Origin of the sequence: Photorhabdus sp. RM322S, from assembly GCF_042879395.1 — a bacterium.
In the GTDB taxonomy this organism is placed as follows: domain Bacteria; phylum Pseudomonadota; class Gammaproteobacteria; order Enterobacterales; family Enterobacteriaceae; genus Photorhabdus; species Photorhabdus khanii.
Genome location: NZ_JBHFKW010000010.1, coordinates 82,651 through 101,285, shown reverse-complemented (window position 1 = coordinate 101,285; position 18,635 = coordinate 82,651). Strand labels below are relative to the sequence as shown.

19 protein-coding genes are annotated in these 18,635 nt (G+C 41.6%); 2 read left to right on the top strand and 17 right to left on the bottom strand.

The annotated features are described in order from the left end of the window. Nucleotides 1–579 precede the first annotated feature (579 nt). The gene (locus ACGF63_RS08475) at nt 580–1,008 is read left to right on the top strand and encodes a hypothetical protein (RefSeq protein ID WP_152963065.1); all 429 of its coding nucleotides are present in this window, start codon (nt 580–582) and stop codon (nt 1,006–1,008) included. Nucleotides 1,009–1,077: 69 nt separating this feature from the next. Then, nucleotides 1,078–1,797, top strand: a complete 720-nt coding sequence (locus ACGF63_RS08470; RefSeq protein ID WP_152963064.1) for a class I SAM-dependent methyltransferase — start codon at nt 1,078–1,080, stop codon at nt 1,795–1,797. Nucleotides 1,798–1,981: 184 nt separating this feature from the next. Here the strand turns inward: ACGF63_RS08470 and ACGF63_RS08465 are convergent, their stop codons facing one another. From ACGF63_RS08465 to hpaI, 17 genes are all read right to left on the bottom strand, one after another. Further along, nucleotides 1,982–2,365: a type II toxin-antitoxin system PemK/MazF family toxin gene (locus ACGF63_RS08465; RefSeq protein ID WP_387630078.1), complete on the bottom strand. Its 384-nt coding sequence runs from the start codon at nt 2,363–2,365 to the stop codon at nt 1,982–1,984. After that, nucleotides 2,365–2,631: a hypothetical protein gene (locus tag ACGF63_RS08460; RefSeq protein ID WP_152963063.1), complete on the bottom strand. Its 267-nt coding sequence runs from the start codon at nt 2,629–2,631 to the stop codon at nt 2,365–2,367. Before ACGF63_RS08460 ends, ACGF63_RS08465 begins: the two co-directional genes overlap by 1 nt. Before the next feature lie 191 nt (nt 2,632–2,822). Further along, complete coding sequence (gene dtpB / locus ACGF63_RS08455) at nt 2,823–4,292, bottom strand: dipeptide/tripeptide permease DtpB (protein WP_387630075.1); 1,470 nt, start codon at nt 4,290–4,292, stop codon at nt 2,823–2,825. 354 nt (nt 4,293–4,646) lie between these two features. Beyond that, nucleotides 4,647–5,165 (bottom strand): 4-hydroxyphenylacetate 3-monooxygenase, reductase component, encoded by a 519-nt coding sequence (gene hpaC / locus ACGF63_RS08450; RefSeq protein ID WP_152963061.1) that lies wholly within the window; start codon nt 5,163–5,165, stop codon nt 4,647–4,649. 20 nt (nt 5,166–5,185) lie between these two features. Further along, the gene (gene hpaB, locus ACGF63_RS08445; protein ID WP_387630072.1) at nt 5,186–6,748 is read right to left on the bottom strand and encodes a 4-hydroxyphenylacetate 3-monooxygenase, oxygenase component; all 1,563 of its coding nucleotides are present in this window, start codon (nt 6,746–6,748) and stop codon (nt 5,186–5,188) included. Nucleotides 6,749–7,070: 322 nt separating this feature from the next. Then, nucleotides 7,071–9,929, bottom strand: a complete 2,859-nt coding sequence (locus ACGF63_RS08440; RefSeq protein ID WP_387630069.1) for an RHS repeat protein — start codon at nt 9,927–9,929, stop codon at nt 7,071–7,073. A 220-nt stretch (nt 9,930–10,149) separates the two neighbouring features. Then, nucleotides 10,150–10,896 (bottom strand): SDR family oxidoreductase, encoded by a 747-nt coding sequence (locus ACGF63_RS08435; RefSeq protein ID WP_387630067.1) that lies wholly within the window; start codon nt 10,894–10,896, stop codon nt 10,150–10,152. 472 nt (nt 10,897–11,368) lie between these two features. Then, nucleotides 11,369–11,683 (bottom strand): hypothetical protein, encoded by a 315-nt coding sequence (locus ACGF63_RS08430; protein WP_387630065.1) that lies wholly within the window; start codon nt 11,681–11,683, stop codon nt 11,369–11,371. Nucleotides 11,684–11,727: 44 nt separating this feature from the next. Further along, the gene (locus ACGF63_RS08425; RefSeq protein ID WP_387630062.1) at nt 11,728–12,048 is read right to left on the bottom strand and encodes a contact-dependent growth inhibition system immunity protein; all 321 of its coding nucleotides are present in this window, start codon (nt 12,046–12,048) and stop codon (nt 11,728–11,730) included. Between the two features lie 41 nt (nt 12,049–12,089). After that, nucleotides 12,090–12,380, bottom strand: coding sequence for a contact-dependent growth inhibition system immunity protein (locus tag ACGF63_RS08420; RefSeq protein ID WP_132355034.1), 291 nt, complete (start codon nt 12,378–12,380; stop codon nt 12,090–12,092). A gap of 261 nt (nt 12,381–12,641) precedes the next feature. Continuing rightward, the gene (locus ACGF63_RS08415) at nt 12,642–12,962 is read right to left on the bottom strand and encodes a contact-dependent growth inhibition system immunity protein (RefSeq protein ID WP_132355035.1); all 321 of its coding nucleotides are present in this window, start codon (nt 12,960–12,962) and stop codon (nt 12,642–12,644) included. Nucleotides 12,963–13,028: 66 nt separating this feature from the next. Further along, entirely contained in the window at nt 13,029–13,889 is an 861-nt protein-coding gene (locus tag ACGF63_RS08410; protein WP_387630058.1) for an RNase A-like domain-containing protein, read from the bottom strand. 2 nt (nt 13,890–13,891) lie between these two features. Then, nucleotides 13,892–14,371, bottom strand: a complete 480-nt coding sequence (locus ACGF63_RS08405; RefSeq protein WP_036849901.1) for an Hcp family type VI secretion system effector — start codon at nt 14,369–14,371, stop codon at nt 13,892–13,894. 376 nt (nt 14,372–14,747) lie between these two features. Beyond that, nucleotides 14,748–15,065: a YjeO family protein gene (locus tag ACGF63_RS08400; protein WP_132355038.1), complete on the bottom strand. Its 318-nt coding sequence runs from the start codon at nt 15,063–15,065 to the stop codon at nt 14,748–14,750. Nucleotides 15,066–15,430: 365 nt separating this feature from the next. Then, nucleotides 15,431–16,321, bottom strand: coding sequence for a 4-hydroxyphenylacetate catabolism regulatory protein HpaA (hpaA, locus tag ACGF63_RS08395; RefSeq protein WP_152963049.1), 891 nt, complete (start codon nt 16,319–16,321; stop codon nt 15,431–15,433). 26 nt (nt 16,322–16,347) lie between these two features. Continuing rightward, nucleotides 16,348–17,724, bottom strand: coding sequence for a 4-hydroxyphenylacetate permease (gene hpaX / locus ACGF63_RS08390; protein ID WP_387630053.1), 1,377 nt, complete (start codon nt 17,722–17,724; stop codon nt 16,348–16,350). 98 nt (nt 17,725–17,822) lie between these two features. Further along, nucleotides 17,823–18,629, bottom strand: a complete 807-nt coding sequence (gene hpaI, locus ACGF63_RS08385; protein ID WP_036849910.1) for a 4-hydroxy-2-oxoheptanedioate aldolase — start codon at nt 18,627–18,629, stop codon at nt 17,823–17,825. Nucleotides 18,630–18,635: the final 6 nt, after the last annotated feature.

The following is an 18,635-nucleotide window of genomic DNA, read 5'->3' as shown; positions in this document are numbered from 1 at the left end:
CCCTGCGTATCATGGATACAATAGAAAAGTTATTGATATTCATGAGAATAAGGCAGCAAATATGACGTCTGATAACGGGCTGAAATAGGCTGAAAATAACGGGTAGGTAAAACGGTATCATTAGGCTATTAACTATTTCATAGCGTTATTATCTATTGTTTCTCTAAATGGCGGTGGTAATGCAATAACAAAATTTATAATCATATTAATAATAATTGCTTTTATTAATGATAAGTAAAAGAAATAGTTACTATTGTTTTGAATGGTGTTTTATAAAAAGTGGAATGCTTAATATTTTGTGATGAGCGAAGAGAACCATTAGAAAAGAGATTATTTCGATTGTTTGCTGTCCCCGTTTTTGGGGCCAGTTTTAGGCAATTGTCAGATGACATTTAGTGAACATTTTTTCTTTTGGTGTATCATTATAGTAATTATCGCGACTATATATCATTCTGTATGAAGTAATGATTTTCAATGAATGTAGTTATTATTTTTTTAAAACTATTCTTATAATGGTAATATATCCAAGAAACCTCCTGTAAAAGAATGAATATTGTGACTGAACTCAATGTATAGATAATGCCCATATACACATGGTTGTATTTGTGTCATTTTGATATTGAATTTTTTTCACAATGGGGGCTGAAGGAGCGTGATCAATTTAAAGAAAAAATAATATTGCTAAATATGATGTACCCAGAAAATACACGCTCAATTCAAGAGAAAGTCCAATTCATACTGGATCGTCCATTTGAAACATTTGAGCCAATATGTTTACTGTCTGTAATGCCTAAATCGGATTTTTCAGTGGTATCCAGGGTTCTGGAGTACGAAAAGAAAATTCGTCGCTCTGAATTGTCTTTGAGCGATATAAATCAGCTTCCACTAGACGAGTACTGGATAGAAATTCTCCGTCTCTTCAAAGTGAACATTTATTTCCTAAGCGGGGAGAGCGTGCCTGATATGCTGATTGAAAGCGTCCATCCATTTTACAGATCTTTTTATTGAACGGGCTGAAATAGGCAAATCTAGTCCTTTTTTGGTTATTACTACACATAAATGAATATGAGATGACAAATGAATACTGACTGGATGAATGAAGAGGCTGCAAACTTATTCGATCAATATGATGATTATTTGGAGGAGAGACTTGGGTACATGCCGTTGATTGAGAACCTTAAGGAGAGCTTGGGCCAAAACGTATCGGTTCTTGATTACGGTTGTGGTGGTGGGAAAGTGTCACGTCGGCTAATTGCTGGAGGTATAAAGACGGTAACGGGAGTAGATATTTCACAAACCATGGTGGATAAAGCTTCCAGCAACATCAATCGTGGCAATAGCTCTTATCATCAAATCACAACTGATGTCCTGAACTTCAATGATAATACTTTCGACGCAGCTATATGCTGTTATGTGTTCGTCACTAACAGTGAAAAGTCTGATCTTTTGAAAATCGCCAAGGAAATTCACAGGACATTAAAACCTGGTGGCATTTTTTACGTATTGGATACCAATCCGGATTCCGCTGGGATTAAGTTCAGTTCTTTTATGAGCGGTGATCCAAATAAGAAATACAGTGATGGAGAAACCAAGTCAGTGTATTTAGATCTGCCGAATGGAAATATTTTTAAGATTTCAGATACGCATTGGCATAAAGATACATATTACAAAATCTTGAACGAGGCCGGGTTCCAAACTATTGAGCTTTTTGAACACAGTGACGCTGATGCGTCAAAGGATACTGAAGGTCTACGATATTACCCGCCTTTCGTCATGTTCAAAGCGACTAAACTCTAGATGCTTCATATCTGACTGATGGAATTCCTTGCTTGTTACAAAAATGCCGGTGAGGGATTCCACATGATTAGTTTCGAATGCAATTTAATATTGTTTTGAATGGTATTTTATAAAAAGTAAAATGATTAATATTTTGTGATGAGCGAAGAGAACAATTAGATTAAGTGACACCAAACAAAAGCCATCACTCGGATGGCTTGTCATCATTCATTAATTTTTCGATTAAAGCATCTGCACCAATTAAAGGAAGTAAACGCAGCAGTACTTCATTTAGTATCCCAGCCTCTGCTTTGGTAATAAATTGTGCTTTTCTGTCTTTCCAGGGCAACGTCTGGATCAAGCTTGAAGCAACAACGGACGGCCCATCCAGATTTTTCACAGGGACTTCCGTTTTGGCCCCACGAATGCTGGTGCTGATCGGGCTGCAAATCAGCAATCCGGTTTGCTGGTTATAAGCTTGACTACTCAGAACTAATGCAGGCCGGTACTTGCCAATTTCTTTGCTTTTGGTTGGTTCAAAATCAAGCCAGATAATATCGTTACGCTCTGGGATAAATATTTTTGGCATTAATTATCAACCTCGGATGTAGACAATGTAGCCAGCAGCCCAACCTGCACAGTGTCTGAGGTCAGCCCCTCCAGTAATTCGCTCTCTGAGTAAGGCAGTTTACGTCGTGCCAGCTTTGCTTTCTTAACGGTAAAACCGTCCTCAAACACCTCCACTTCAATTTCAGTGTCTGGTGTGAAATGAGGAATATCCCTCATCAAACCGGCAACGCGCAGCCCCAACCCATTTCCCCAACGTTGGATTTTCGTGTGAACTATCTGAGCCATAACTCACCTCTTGATAAACATTGTTTACACAAACAATAAGTATATACTCTGTATAAACACTGTCAATGCTCGCAGTTCAAACGAATGTATTCCTGAACCAACACCGGCTGGACAAGAAACACGACAATTCACCATGCTTTTCGTGGGAAGCCCCTTCCTTTCAGGAAGGGGAGGATGTCAATTAGAACAAATCATACTTTTTGTTTCTCATTCATCATACGGTTCAGCCACGGCACCGTGATCGCCATGATGATCGCGACAATAAAGGTAGCAATACCAATTTTGCCGAATACGCTGGTATAGACTGGCAATGTTTGCAGTGGATCAGTAATGCCTTTCGGTGCCGCAGTAAAGGCTGCCACATAGCCACCGAGTAAGAATGAGGTTGCTTGAGTTAAGTACCACATTCCCAGAATGAAGCCCATCAGATACTGAGGAACCAAAGCGGCAACCATTGCCAGACCCAGCGCACTGATCATCAATTCACCCAGGCTTTGGAACAGATAAACCAGAACGATAAACCAGGGTGAAATCAAACCTTGCTCATCAGCAAACCACAAACCGGCAGCGGCGGCAGTCAGGAAACCTAAAGAGCACAGGAGCATGCCCACAGTAAACTTAGCCGGCATCGTCAGGTCTTTACCTTTAGAACCCCAATGCGTATACAGCATAGCCAGTATTGGACTGGCAACAACAATCCAGAATGGGTTAAGTGCCTGGAAACTGACCGGATTGATATTAAAACCAAGTAGCTGATGATGAACGTTATGGATTGCGAAGAAGTTTAGAGAAGTTGGCATCTGAGCATACAGGATGAAGAACACAATAGCCTGAAGCATCAAAATGAAAGCGACAAACATTTTGTTACGGCTAACTTTATCTTGCTTAAGTGCTTCACGGAAGAAGATAAACACCACGACCACAGACAATCCAATCAGAACAACATTAGTAATTTTTACATTGTGCATCAGCCATGCACAGGCGAAAACCGTTGCAACAGTTCCTGCTAAAACCAGTATCAGTTTTTTATAGTTGATTCGTTGATGGTCTGGTTCAGAGCCAATATTACGCACCATATTGCGACAGAAGATATAGACCAATAAAGCAATAATCAGACCAATACCACAAATATTGTAGGTAACGGCATAGCCGAATTTTTCAGCAATAACCGGCGCGATAGCGAGTGAGAACAGCGAGCCGATGTTGATTGACATGTAGAACAAAGTAAAAGCCCCGTCCAGACGAGGATCTTTCGGTGGATAGCATTTAGCCAGCAAGCTGGCTGGATTTGCTTTGAACAGGCCGTTACCAACGGCAATCGTTCCTAATGCGTAGAAAATTAAATCAGGTTTCAGGATGGAGAGGCCAGTCATAAAATAACCCACTGCCAGGACGATAGCGCCTAACACAATGGTTCGTTTAGTTCCAAGTAAGTGGTCACCGACATAGCCACCAATAGAGATAAGGCCATAAACCAACGCGGCGAATGCCCCGAAGGTAGTAAATGCCTGTTCCTGAGAAAATCCTAATTTTTGGACAAAATAAACTGCAAGAATGCCTTGTACGCCGTAGTAGCCGAATCGTTCCCAAAGCTCGACGAAAAAGATCATGAAAAACGGCTTGGGTTGTTGTAATAAACCGAGCGAAGCGGGTTTATTCATAGTTGATTACCTCTGATTAGTTATCATTTATCTTGGAATACACCTGGAAATGCAGGGTAATTAACATCCCTGTGAAATGATGTATCGCTAAGATTATGTTTTTATGAACTTTATTTGGGTGAATATTGAGAGAGGTAGGTTATTATAGGGTTAAAATAGGTTCTCAATGGTCGATCACACGAACATAAAGATTGCGTATAAAATTTAACAGCATATTCATTAAGTGAATATCAAAAAGGGTTAGGAAGAGGATTTAGTTGAATTGTTAACTGAATAGAGCAAGCAAAGAGGGCTATTCAGGCCGTTTTTGGCCTGAATATTGGAGGAGCAGCTTAGAGCCTAATCAGCAGATGGTTAAACCGCGGCAGCGACAGTTTCCAGCATAACCGGACGGAAATTACGCTTGAAATAGATCAGGCCGTGGCCTTGTGCGCTCACTGTAATATGCTTGATTTGAACCAGATACACATTATGAGAGCCGACTTCCTGAACCTGCTCAATTTCACCTTCAAGGCTGGCAAGGGTGCCGGTCAACACAGGTTGACCTAGTGGACCTTTTTGCCAGATATTCCAGCGAAAGCGTTCTTCCATACTGACTCCGGTCATACCCGCAAAATGGCGTGCCATCAATTCTTGCTCATGGTTTAAGACATTTACACACAGGCGGCCATTTTCCTGAAAAACTGAGTTCATAGCACTGCTTCGGTTAATGCATACCATCAGAGTGGGCGGCGTATCGGTGATCGAACATACCGCAGTGGCAGTAATACCACAGCATCCGGCAGGACCATCGGTGGTGACGATATTCACCGCGGCTGACAGGCTCGCCATCGCATCTCTGAAACGCAGGCGATGTTCATTTTCTACAGACATAATTGGCCTCCTGCTACCGATTATTTCAGCAGCGTATCTAACTGGTTAATATCGTTATTGTTGTATAAGTGTGGTCTGAGCCAGCCGTTCTGATCATAGTCGGAAAGACAGCGATCAACCATATCCATCATTTTCTTCATATTGCCGGAACCGTTGGCATGGCGCAGACATTGCAGACGAATTTCATCCTGGCTGCCGGCGTAGTTGATTTCGTACAACTCATGGCGACCACCGAATTCACTGCCAATGGCATCCCACATCAGTTTTAACACTTTGATTCGTTCAACGTGATCTATACCGTTGGAACCACGAACATATCGCTCCAGATATTTATTAATTTCTGGGTTATGCATATCACGGACACTGGATGGCAGATAAATCAGGCCACTGGTGACGTTTTTTTCAATAATATTTTTAATTTTCGTATAAGCGGTTGGGGCCATCACGCGGTAAGTTTGTATTGCCTGAGTATCCGGCATATAAGCACCGCCTTGCCACGGCTTGGCTTCTGCCCACATAGCATCACTCAGCGACCAGAACAGGTTACGCCAGGCAACCACTTCACCCAGATCTGCCTGAACACCGCGGAATTCTATCACGCCGGTACACTCCAGGCTCTTTTGCAGCAGGGCGGTAATAAAATCCAGTTTCACCGCCAGACGCACGCAAGCCTGTAGTGGGAACAGGCTGGCGAAACCGCCCTTAACCGCCCAGTTACGTGCGCGGTCAAAATCACGGTAAATCAGCACATTTTCCCAAGGGATAAGGACCTTATCCATCACCAGAATCGCATCGTTTTCATCAAAGCGGCTGGATAAAGGATAATCGAACGGGGAACCCGTCGCACCGGCTACCAGTTCATAAGACGCGCGGGAAATCAGTTTTACCCCATCGGCATCCATTGGGGCGACAAACATCAGGGCGAAATCAGGGTTATCTCCCATGACTTGCGCGGAACCAAAACCGATAAAGTTATAGTGAGTCAGAGCCGAGTTGGTCGCGACCACTTTTGCGCCGCTGACGATAATACCTGCATCCGTCTCTTTTTCCAGTTGGATAAAAACATCACGGGTTTGATCAGCGGGTTTATGGCGATCGATGGGGGGATTAACGATTGCATGGTTAAAATAAACCCCCGTTTCCTGAATCTTTTTATACCAATGACGGGCGTTATCAGCGAATTGACCATAATATTCAGGGAATGCGCCTAACACACTGCCGAATGCCGCTTTATAGTCAGGTGAACGGCCCATCCAGCCATAGGTCTGACGTGACCACTCAGCGATAGCGTCACGTTGTTGGCGCAGATCATCAACACAAGTGGCAAAGCGGAAGAATTTGTGAGTATACCCGCCGTTGCCGGTATCGGTATTCCAGCATAAAGCATCATGGGTTTCAGGCGCGTGCAGGGCATCGTACAACTGACCGACTGAGGCAGCAGAATTGCGGAACGCGGGATGTGTGGTGACATCTTTTACGCGCTCACCATAAATATAAATTTCTCGGCCATCCTGAAGGCTTTTCAGGTACTCTTCACCGGTAAACGGGCGTTTTTTATCGGCGCGGAAATCTTCTGGTTTCATGTCTACCTCACAGTCTGAATAAAAAGCGCCGGTCTTGATATAAATATAATCAATATTGGCACGGAAATGTTAATTTAATGTTTGTTTTGTGTTTCTTAATTGAAGCCTCAGAACGGTTTTTCTTGAATAGATTTTTGGAAGGTTCGCTGGTACTTTTCGTTGGGAAATGGCGATTTGTGACTAAAGTGTGATCCAGGCGATGTTTTTGTGGCTAAGGTGCATCTATTTATTATCGAGTTTGGTGACCGTTTGGACGGTCACCATTAGTGAGATGAGAGTAATTGAACGGGATTATGTTCAGACTCAAAAGCTTTTATATTATTTAGTTACGTAGGTTGCTTCTATATTTAGCAATACTATTACGAACATCTTCACGATATTTCTTATATTCAGATTTATTTGAAATATAATCCATTTCGTATGGTGATAATCCTTCACTTTCTAAATGTCCTATTAATAACGGTGATGCTTTTTTCTGTAATTCATCCCATTCTCCTCTGGCTTGATTTAAAAAACTATTCTCATTGTAAGTTTCTGTTATCAATACGGGTTCTGGTGTGGTTTTAACTTTCACTCCCTCAATCGTTTTTTTAACCGTTGTCCGCGATTTTATTAACTTCCACGCATCATCAGGAGTACTTTTTTCTTTCAAACCCTTATATTCAGAATATTCAGATTCTGTAATTTTTTCAGCCTGGTATTCAGCGATAATTTGTGATTTATTAACTTTTTCGTAAACAAGTCCCTCCTGAGATCCTTTAGCAAAGTTAATTGCTGGGTGTTTATTAGGATCAAGATTTATTTCACTGTGAGATGAAGTAGCTTGTTCCTGAAGCATTCTTATCTGATCGCTTTTATTTGTTAGATCAAAAGATCGGTTACTTTTCTTTATTCGGAACTTAACAACTCTACCGCTACCACTTACGGCTGCCCAGCTTGCTGCAACTTTCAAAGAGCGGCTATAGGAAATCCAACTGGATTTGACTTTTGCTTTTGTCCCTGCTCTGACATGAGCATAAGCAGAAATCTTTGGATTTGCTCCTGTTGGAGAACGAAGGCCATGTATAGAGGGTTGCTCATCAGATCTTAATGCACGATAACCAATGCTACTATCTTCGCTTTCTGATTCCCCCTCTGAATCAGGATGACGGGGTCTCACTCGTGGAGGCGCCAAACCATCATTATCATATAAAGTAATTGGATTATTTCTCACCATCCGGTACAGATTCAGACCATCCACGGTTCCCGCCGGATCAGCGCTTAACCACCTGCCTACCCATGGCTGGTAATAGCGATAGCCGTAGTAGTAGAGTCCGGTTGCATCCCGCTCTTTGCTTGAGTAACGAAGGGTTTTATAGCTGGCTTCTGTTTGGTTTCTTGCCGTCCACAGCGCTGTACCGCCGAATGGGTAATACTCTTCCTGACTGATAATTTGCCCTTCGCTATCTAGTTCGAGCTGGCTGGAACCAATCAAATTATCATAGCTGTAACGGAATTGATTATTACTGATACCGGCTGGTGGCGCAGTTTCCCAATGCAGTACCCGTACCTGCGCGTGGCCTGCGGCACCTACGGTAATAACATGCAGATCTTCTGATGTAGTTGCGCCATTTTGCGTTGTATGCAGTTCCAGTCCGGGAAGATAAGTCACTCTTTGTTGCTGTGTGCTGTTACTGGTCTGTTGTTCATTGACTTTTAATTGTCGCATGCCGTCGTTGCCGTAGCGATACCATTCCCGGTCACTGGTATTTTCACGGCTCACCGGTGTGACCTGTTGCAATTCACCCCGAGCATTCCAGATCAGATCTTGTCCCGGTAGTAGTTTTTTCTGATGTCCGCCAGCATCGAACAATGTATCTACCTGTGTCGGATCAGTAGTCAGTGAATTCAGCACTGCGTGGTTACTGCGATTCGAGACGGTGATATCTGTGGTGTAGTTATTTTGGGTAGTGGGTGAACTGTGCCGGATTTGAGCCAGATTGTTACCACGGTCGTAATGATAAGTACGGGTATAGTTAGTATATGTACTGTTATCAGTTGGAAGGGGGATCGGCGAAGGAAGCTGGTTGCTGCTTTGCTGGCCGATGTTGGCCATTTCTCGCCCTGTTGCACTAATAAGTTGATACAGGGAATCGTAGGTATAGGTATTCTCCGGTACCACTTTCTGATTGCGCCAGAAGCGTGTGGCTTCTGCATCATTACGAATACCGATGACATTGCCTACCGGATCATATTGATAGCGTAAATCCTGTAACACTTTGGTATCTGACGGGCGATGGGTTTTGATACCGATAAGCCTTTGGGTTTCAGGTTCATAGCTGTATTCAGTGATAACGCCATTACCGTGTTCTTCACGCAGTTTCTGGCCTGCGGCGGAATAGGTCAGGGATTTAATAATGACTTGCTCACTTTGGTTTTTCACCGTCAGCCAGCTACCTTTTAATTGCCCGGCTACGTCATAGGTTAGACGCTGTATGTTGCCTTTTGCATCGGTCTGAGTCAGTAACGCGCCGGTAGCATCAAAAGTGCTTCGTGCTGTGTAAGTTTCTTTGTTTAGTTTTGTCTGCCTGTCTCCCGTCCAATTTGCCTCCTGCCCATCGGTCAGTAACTGACGGGACTGAGACAAAATGTTTCCAGTCAATGACAGGCTTTCCAGTTGATTCAGCCCGGCTGTGTCGTAGTGGCGTACACACTGACCGGCAAGGTTATAGTCTTTTTCTGCCTGCGTATTGCCGGCCCAAATAAGGAGCTCAGTGATGCGAGGTGTTTCTTCTTCTGGGGCCTGTTCGCTTACAGATAACAGGCGGTCGGGCAGGGTGGCAGCTTCATATTTCCGGATCTGGGTAACACCGGTTGCCGTTACAAGCAAGACCTGACGACCTTCAATATCATTGAGGGTGACAGTAGGCCCTGCATCGACACTCTCTGTTCGCAGGGTATTGCCGGTCAAATCATATTCCCAGGTAAAATTAGGCTTTGTTGAATTAATATCATAGAGACGTGGGTCAATGCTTTGGATCAAACGTCCGTGAACATCATATTGATGGCGGCTAATACGGGTATCCGTATCACCTCCTGCAACGGTACGATGAAAGCCGATGTCACGGATAGTCAGGCCACGGTTATCGTAGACGCTGACGGTGGGCGTGTGTTGATAAAGTGTTGGATCAATGTTTTTCATGACTTACCTCTTTGTTATATTTAATAATTTCTGTAATTTCAGCTTTATCTCCATTAAGCTGGATAAGCGTTTCGGCATATTATTTATCCGGATAGCAGCAATCAGCCTTAGTATTGATATGCTAGTCCAGATAATTAATAGTAGACTCTAGATATTAACTTGGGGGTAATGGAAAATAGGGATCGTCTTTTATTTTCTGGCTTTCTTCCTGCATGTTGCTTTATTTCCCTCCGGCCAAGTCAATAAAATTCCCGGTGACGTATGAGGCTTCATCTGACAACAACCAGGCTATAGCCTGGGCGACTTCCTCCGGTTGTCCGCCACGTTTCATCGGCAGGGAATTTTTTACCCGTTCAACCCGGTTTGGCTCGCCGCCATCGGTGTGCATATCAGTATAAATAAATCCGGGGCGAACGGCATTTACCCGAATTCCCTGATCTGCGACTTCCAGAGACAGACCGATTGTTAAAGTATCAATTGCGCCTTTCGATGCCGCGTAATCAATATATTCATGCGGTGCTCCCAGCCGGGATGCTGCTGATGAAACATTGACGATTGATCCACCCTGACCACCATGCCGTAAAGACATTCTTTTCACGGCTTCCCGTGCACAGAGAAAACTGCCCACGACATTGGTGGCGAAAATATCATTTAAGCGATCAGCGGTTAATTGCTCAATCGACGCCTGTGGTTTAAGTATTCCGGCGTTATTGACCAAACCGGTTATGCATCCAAGTTCTGTATCGGTTCTCTGGAAAAGTTCGATAACTTGTTTTTCATCAGCGACATCGACCTGGATTGCGATAGCTTTACCCCCCATCCGACGGATAATTTCAATGACTTCCAGAGCCTTGTCTTGATTGGTATGGTAACCAATACCAATATGATGTCCTTTTTCTGCCAGATAAAAAGCCGTTGCGCGACCAATGCCGCGTGATCCACCTGTAATTAATGTGATTTTTTGCATAGTTTTCTCATTTAGTTAGACCGGTTATTTGTTCATTTTTATCTAAATAATCTTTTACTTTTGGGAGTGTGTAATTTAAAAAAGCTATCGTAATATTTTTCCATATATTAGAATTAAAGTCACTATATGTCATTATTTTAATTTTTCCTCTAACTGTTTGTAATTAAAGACAAAATAATTGATATGTTCTATTGTTCCTATTATGAATAGAATTGAGGATATTTTTATAGTTAATTGCTGTTTCGCAAGATAAATAATTTCTTTGGATAAAAATAATATTTTCTAATATTATTGCAATGCTGTGTTTATGTTTATTATTATATTTAAGTTATTTTTTATATGTGATTTTCATTCTGAAAATTCAGCTAATATATAGTGTTTTATTATTGAATGACGCTTTTGAAATATAATATATAATTGATTACCTTCAAAAGCGTTTTTTATTTGAACATTTTATGGATTCAAGGTTTATTTATTTATCCTTTTCAAGGTGTTTGTTTATATAACTTTGCATTATTTTTGATGACTGATTCAGATGTTCTAATATGGCGCTAATAGTTTCCCATAACTTTGGATCAGTTGCATCATAATGATGGTTGCTAAAACATCCTTTTATATTTTTAGCGTCACGGATAAGATGATTAAGATTGTCTAATAATATTAGCGGTGCAATATTAAGGAAGTTTCCTTGCAACTCATTGAATATTGCGTGAAATGATTCAAAATCATTCTTATCAATAGCATTTTTCAGCTTATCTATGTACTGCAATTTTTCTCTCATTTCCATTATATTTAACCTCTTTATTTACTGTTGTGTTAAGAATGTTTTAATTATTCATCTTTTTCAGGGTGTTCATTTAAAAATTCTTGCGCTCTTTTAGAGACGTAATTTAGAAAATCAAGCGCAGTGGTGTCCCACAGTTCAGGGAAAAAATCAGAGTCGTGATAGAGAGAATCAAACCCTTTCTCTACGTCTTTATATGTGTCAATAAGATCATAGATTTCTTCTATTAGCCCTTTTATCATTCCCTGAGTCGCAACATTAAGAAATTCATCTATAACATCATTGAGCTCTGGTCCAGATATTATCGCATAGTCTTGATTAAAATAAGCGTACATTAAAATATCTAGGAAAGGATACTGTTCGTTCATCAAATTAAACCTCCTTTTCTATTGTTGCATTCAAGAATACTTTAATATTTATCTAAACAATCTTGTGTCTTTTTCAATACGTATTTAAAAAATTCAAATGCTGTGGTATTCCATAATTTAGGGCAAAAACTAGAGCTATAATAGAGTACTTGAAAGTCTTTCTCTATATCTTCTGAATTCTGGATAAAGGATTCTATCTCCTTCATTAACTCTCTTTTCATTGCTTCACTTGCAGTATCAAGATAGTCATTTATAACGTCATCAAGCTCAGGGCCAGATATTATATCAAAATCTTGATTGAAATAAGCAAACATTAAACGATTTAGTTCCATTTTCTTCTCCATAAATTTTAATTAAAAAAATCCGAGTCGAATTCACTATAATAGAGAACGTCAAAGTCTTTCTCTATATCCTTCGAGGTGTTAATAAAATAGTCAATCTCTTTTATTAATATTTTTAATAATTTCCTGAGTTGTAATATTAAGAAGGCAGTCTATGACTTCATCCATAGTTTTTCCATACAATAAGTCATAATCTTGACAAAAATAAACATCTACTAAGATGTCTAGAAATGGATATTGTCCGTTTATAAGCTAAACTTCCTTTTCAGTATGCTTGTTTAGATAATCTCGAGCTCTTTTGGATACATAGTTTAAAAAACCAAGCGCTGTAGCAGTATCCCAAAAGTCTGGGTCGAAGTCACTATAATAAAGAGCGTCAAAATCTTTCTCTATATCTTCTGAAATGTTAATAAAAGAGTCAATCTCTTCTATTAATTTCTTAATCATTTCATGAGTTGCAACATTAAGAAAGCAATCTATGACTTCATCCATAGTTTCTCCATACAATAAGTCATAATCTTGACAAAAATAAGCACCTACTAAGATGTCTAGAAATGGATATTGTCCGTTCATTTTAATTAAACCTTTTATATGTTGGAATGTATAATCTTAGTCTTTTAAAGTTTTTCTTTGTAAATCCTAATATACTGGAAATGCAGTTAATATATAATAGGGTTGACCGTTGTATTCAGAGTACTGTAAAACAACCTTGACTTTATATAATTTGTCTACATATCGTGATCCCCTGGTAATACCAAAACCAATAGAAGTACTTGAAACGTATTCAATAGGCGCAGTGGTTCCTTCTGGAAGAGCATATTTAGCCCAATTCTCTATATGTATCCTATTTGCTTTTAGAGCTTTCGAAATCACTTGTTCTGCTACATCTTGATTGTAAAAAGTACTTGCTCTAGATATGCTTACTAGCCTTTCCCTCAACTCCTGCTCCGATAACCCAACATGTTTAGCCAAAGTATGACCACCCGGTTTTAACCCTGTCTCTGACTCATGCTCAATTAATTTAATTCTGCCTACTCGTACAGAGGCAACCCTAACAGCTCCCACTATTGAAGCAAATGATAACGGTACAGCAATATCAACGGTAAGACCTATTTCAGACGCGGTATAGTCATCAGCACCAAATTCTTTCGCTAAATCTACCGCCGCACGATAAGTTTCCGTCATTGTTTCTCTGCCGGTTATCATTTGACTGGCAGAAGCATTCATGACATCAAGACCATGTGCCCCGACAATAACACAGGCCGCTTTAGTTAGCGTTGTCGGGTCGGGTGCAAGGCAGAGACCACCTGCACCAATAAGTTCAACCACCCCGGCGGCTAAACCCGCACCCCCTAATATTCGGTTACTCCAGGTTTCTTCTTCAGTAACGGTATTATCCGACAGAATCGCTGCCAACTGAACCGGCGATAAAACAATGCGTAACCCATTTTCAGATTCTGAATCAACAGCATCATCAGTCAAATAATTGGCGTTATTCATGGTTAATAGATCCTGTCATCCCAGAAGCTGTAAGAACCCGTTGAACAAGCAAGATTGTTCCAGGTGATATTCTTGTAAGTAAAACAGATAACTTCTTGTGGTGTGCCTGAATTATTGTCTTTGGAGTGCGGGTAATTGGTTTTTATGCTGGATATAAAAGCATAGCCTAGCCTGATAGAATAGTATTTTTCTAACCCTCCGGTTGGTGATGTTCGGTACAATTCAAATAAACATTCCAGTTCTTCATTTTCAGAAAAACATTGCGCCAGTAAAGGAGAAGATTTATCGATAGGCTTTATTATCATGACCGGATGATGAGAAGCATGTTGCTCTCGGGTCATTAAATGTTGAAGAGTGTAAATGAAAATTTCATTTTCATGACCATGCTGGTAATGATTGCCGATAGAGTTTAAGGAGCCGCAGCCAGCGGAGATTAAACCCTGTTTTTTACCTTTCAGTGTTAAATAGATTATATTCGCCATATTGGTTGCTCCTTATACTGTTTATTCGATTCTCCTGTAGGGTGTGTGGAAAAATCAACCAAAAATTTGTAAATTTGAAATAATTTACATTAATAAGGCGGATACAAAAGGAATATGGCGAAGAAATAGGGTCAATATTATCAATGCCATCAGGTTATTTATCTTTTTATATCATATGGTTAGTGATGATGAGATGGTTATTTTTTCATGAAGAGAGGTTTATAAAGATATTTTTAATTCTGTGATTTGCATATCAGGAAATACGTGGTTTTTAAATGCCACGATTGTCATAAAATCAAAGTATAAAATGGAGTTTAAGACCGACAGGATATTCAGGTAGCATCTGATAGTTGCTACCTAACTGTTCGAAATTATTTTAAATACATACCATGAGTCTGATAAAAAACCGCCATATCCAATATCCCAGTAACGTAAATGTAATGACATTAAGGGAACGTGATTTGAATCTTTTCTTTGCAGTTGCATAAATTAATGGCGATATAATCAGTAAGCATGTTGGTGCAAATAGATCACGGTTATCATCTATAAGCGCGCTATAAATAGCACAGATGTTATTTAAATCCTTACCAACTACGTAGTGTTCTTCTTCTAAATAAGACATCAAAAATATAAATAACGCACAAAAAATGGCATAACTGATATTTAAAGCTAAAGCGATAGCTAATCTGCTCATTCTGAAATTCTCATTATTAAATGCATTGTCTTTTCTCTATTTCCACAAATAGTAAAATAGCGGTTTTTCCTTAGTATCGGCACTCCGGTCGCCATTAACTTATCCTTAATAGTTCCAGTAAGTCGTATAACTCCAGTATATTCATAATTTTAATTCTGGGAAGAGATTTTGTAACAAAAATGATTAAATTTGGGGTGAGTTGATAGCAGAAAATATAAAGATTTGAAAAAAAGATAGCGAAGTAATCATCACCTCATTTGTAGTTTAAAGTAAAGATTTTCGTTCGATATTAAAACTTTCAAGTTTCATATTTTCCTTACGGTTAGAATAAAAAGTGCCTATCTTGCTATAAATAGTATTGGTGTTTATATTTCGCGAGTATTTTTTTCTCGCCAAAGGCTGGGAGAACAGCCAACTAATCGATTAAAAAAACGGGCAAAATAGGCGGGATCCTTGAATCCAAGCTGATAAGCAACTTCAAATACAGCGCAATCACTGAAGAGTAATAACCGTTTGGCTTCACGTAGTTGACGGTCGAAAATTAATCGTTTAGGTGGGCGATTGGCAAACCGACGGCACATATCCTTTAACCGCGATTCGGTAATGCCTAGCTTATGGGCATATTCCGGTACGGAAAGATGATGACGATAATAGTTGTCTATTAATTGGTTAAATCGCTGAAATAATCTAATTTCTCCCCGTACCCCATTGACGGGATGGTCATCAAGGGGAATATTGCGCAATAGCAGGGTGAATAGCGCTTGCGCTAAAAATGTCAGTGATTGCGTCCGCCCGATAAAGTTATTGGATGATTCGCGGGCTATTAATGCCCAGTAATGGTTAAAAGCTTCCAGCTCTTCCGGTTTATCTGCGACAGATAAGCAAATAGCCGGAATATCCAGAATATCTTTGTTGGTAGGATAGAGTGATTCTAATAGCGGTAATATCAGATCTTGCCGCACGGTAAGTACATATCCGTCACTGTCATCCTGAGTAAAAAAAGCATGAGGAACGGAGGGCGGCGTCAGGATAAACAGCGGTGCCTGTACAGAATAGTGTTGATCATCCAACTGCAATTCAATATGGCCGGTGATCAAAAAATGAAGTTGGAAGAAACCGTCATGACGATGAGCTTGCATATCACGACCGAAAAATGCCGCCATTCGGCCAAAAGTTTGGTAATGCACATCATCTGTGCCTTGGGTCTCATCATAATCTTTGCTGATATCAATATTGGCAATGATAGGCCCGGTCATGCTGGTTTTTCCTTTATTATTGAAAATTACGTTGTTGCTCTCGGTCTGGCATGTTTCATTGGGATCGTCTGGATAATGGCTGCGCCAATGATCAGTAATCCGGCTACAAAATAGAGACCCGTATTAAAGCTCCCGGTCTGATCTTTCAGCCAGCCGATTAATAACGGGCTGAGTGCTGAACCTATGTTACCCGTGGCGGCAATAACCGCAATGCCGATCGCTCTTGCGCGTAAGCTGATGGATTGATCCGGTGTTGTCCAAAAGACGGCCATTGCGGTAAATGAACCGGTCGAAGCCATAATAATCCCAATCAACTGAATGACACTGTGGTTGGTCAGTGACGTCAATATCCAGCCCACGGCAGCGAACAGATAGGGCAGAGCGGTATGCATTTTACGTTCCTGTAACCGGTCTGAACGGCGACTCCAGTAAACCATCCCGATAATGGTACAAAACTGAGGAATGGCGGTCAGAATACCGATCATGATGTTACTGCTGCCCTGATTGAAACTTTGTACAATCTGTGGCGTCCAGATATTAATCGCGCTCAGTGTGTTGGTCAGGCAGAAATAGGCTAGGGTGTACATCAGCACTATTGGGGTGAAAATCTCACGCCATATACTGCGTTTTTGCATTGCCTGATGAGTTGCCGAGCCTGTCGGTTGAACCGGAGCAGGTTGGTCGTTATCCATCATCTCTTGTAAGCATTTTTTATCTTCATCTGTCAACCACTTGGCTCGTTTTGGTGAATCATCAAGATAGAACCAAACGATTATTCCCAGTAATACCGAAGGAAAACCTTCCAGCAGGAATAGCCATTGCCAACCGTGAAGGTTCAAGAGGCCATCCATTGCCAGAATGTAACCGGAAGCCAGAGAACCAAATGCCATGGTCACCGGCATTGCCACCATAAACAGCGCATTGGCGCGGGCGCGGTAGTAAGCTGGGAACCAGTAAGTCAGATAGACCAGGATACCCGGTACGAAACCTGCTTCGGCGATACCGACCAACATACGTAAGATGTACAGACTGGTTGGTCCGGTGGCGAACATGGTGGCAGTGGAGGAGATCCCCCAAAGCACCATGATCGTGGCTATCCAGCGTCGCGCCCCGACAATACTGAGCATGATATTGCTGGGAATACCGAAGATGACATAAGTGACATAGAACAGGGTTGCTGCCAGACCGAACATTGTCGCGTTCAGCCCAAGATCTTTACCCATGGTCAGGCCGGCAAACCCGATATTGATTCGGTCCAGAAACGAGAATACAAATAAGACGAACAGGAAAATAATCAGGCGACGGAATAGCTTGTTAATGATGGATTGCTGTTGTGCCGTTAGCTGCTTATGTTGAGCCGCCGGGAGATCCGACTGTTGCGCGGCAGTGGATGAATCGCTCATTGTCATTTTCCTTATTATTTTTTTATCTGTATTACGTTGTTATGGCAAATCAAAAGGTTGTCGGGTAAATCGGTTGTTAATGTTGGTCATTGTCAGGATTAATAAACACTGGATGCAGGCGTTGCGGGAAGGTCTTTGCCCGCGCCAAACCGTGCCGCCAGCGCTTCTGCCGCACGAGCCAGTAAAGTTGTGTCGATACCGACAGCAACAAATAACGCACCGAGTTTCAGGTAATGCTCGGCAACAGCGGGGGCTGACATCAGAATACCCGGCGCTTTACCCGCTGCTTTGATTTGAGCGATAGCCTGCTCAATCGCCGCTTTCACTTCGGGGTGATGTGGATTATTGGTAAAACCCATATCGGAACTTAGATCCGCCGGGCCGATAAAAACACCATCCACACCGTCTACTTTAAGAATCTCCGGCAAGTTACGCAGTGCTTCACGGGTTTCTACCTGAACCAGAACGCATATCTCATCGTTGGCACGATGCAGGTAATCAGGAATTCGATTCCAGTGAGAAGCTCTTGCCAGAGCGCTGCCTACGCCACGAATACCCTCCGGTGGGTAACGGGTGGCACGAACCGCTTCGTAAGCCTGTTCGGCGTTTTGTATCATGGGGATGAGTAAGGTTTGGGCACCCACATCCAGCAACTGCTTGATGATCACCAGATCATTCCAGGGCGGGCGTACAACGGGATGGCTTGGATAAGGTGCAACTGCTTGCAATTGGCTCAGAATCGTCTGAACGTTGTTCGGCGCATGTTCGCCATCGATCAATAGCCAGTCGAAACCGGATCCGGCCACTAATTCTGCACTGTAGGGGCTGCAAAGCCCCAGCCATAAGCCGATTTGTGGACGGCCTGCTTTTAATGCCTGTTTAAATTTGTTGGTTAATCGATCCATATTTTC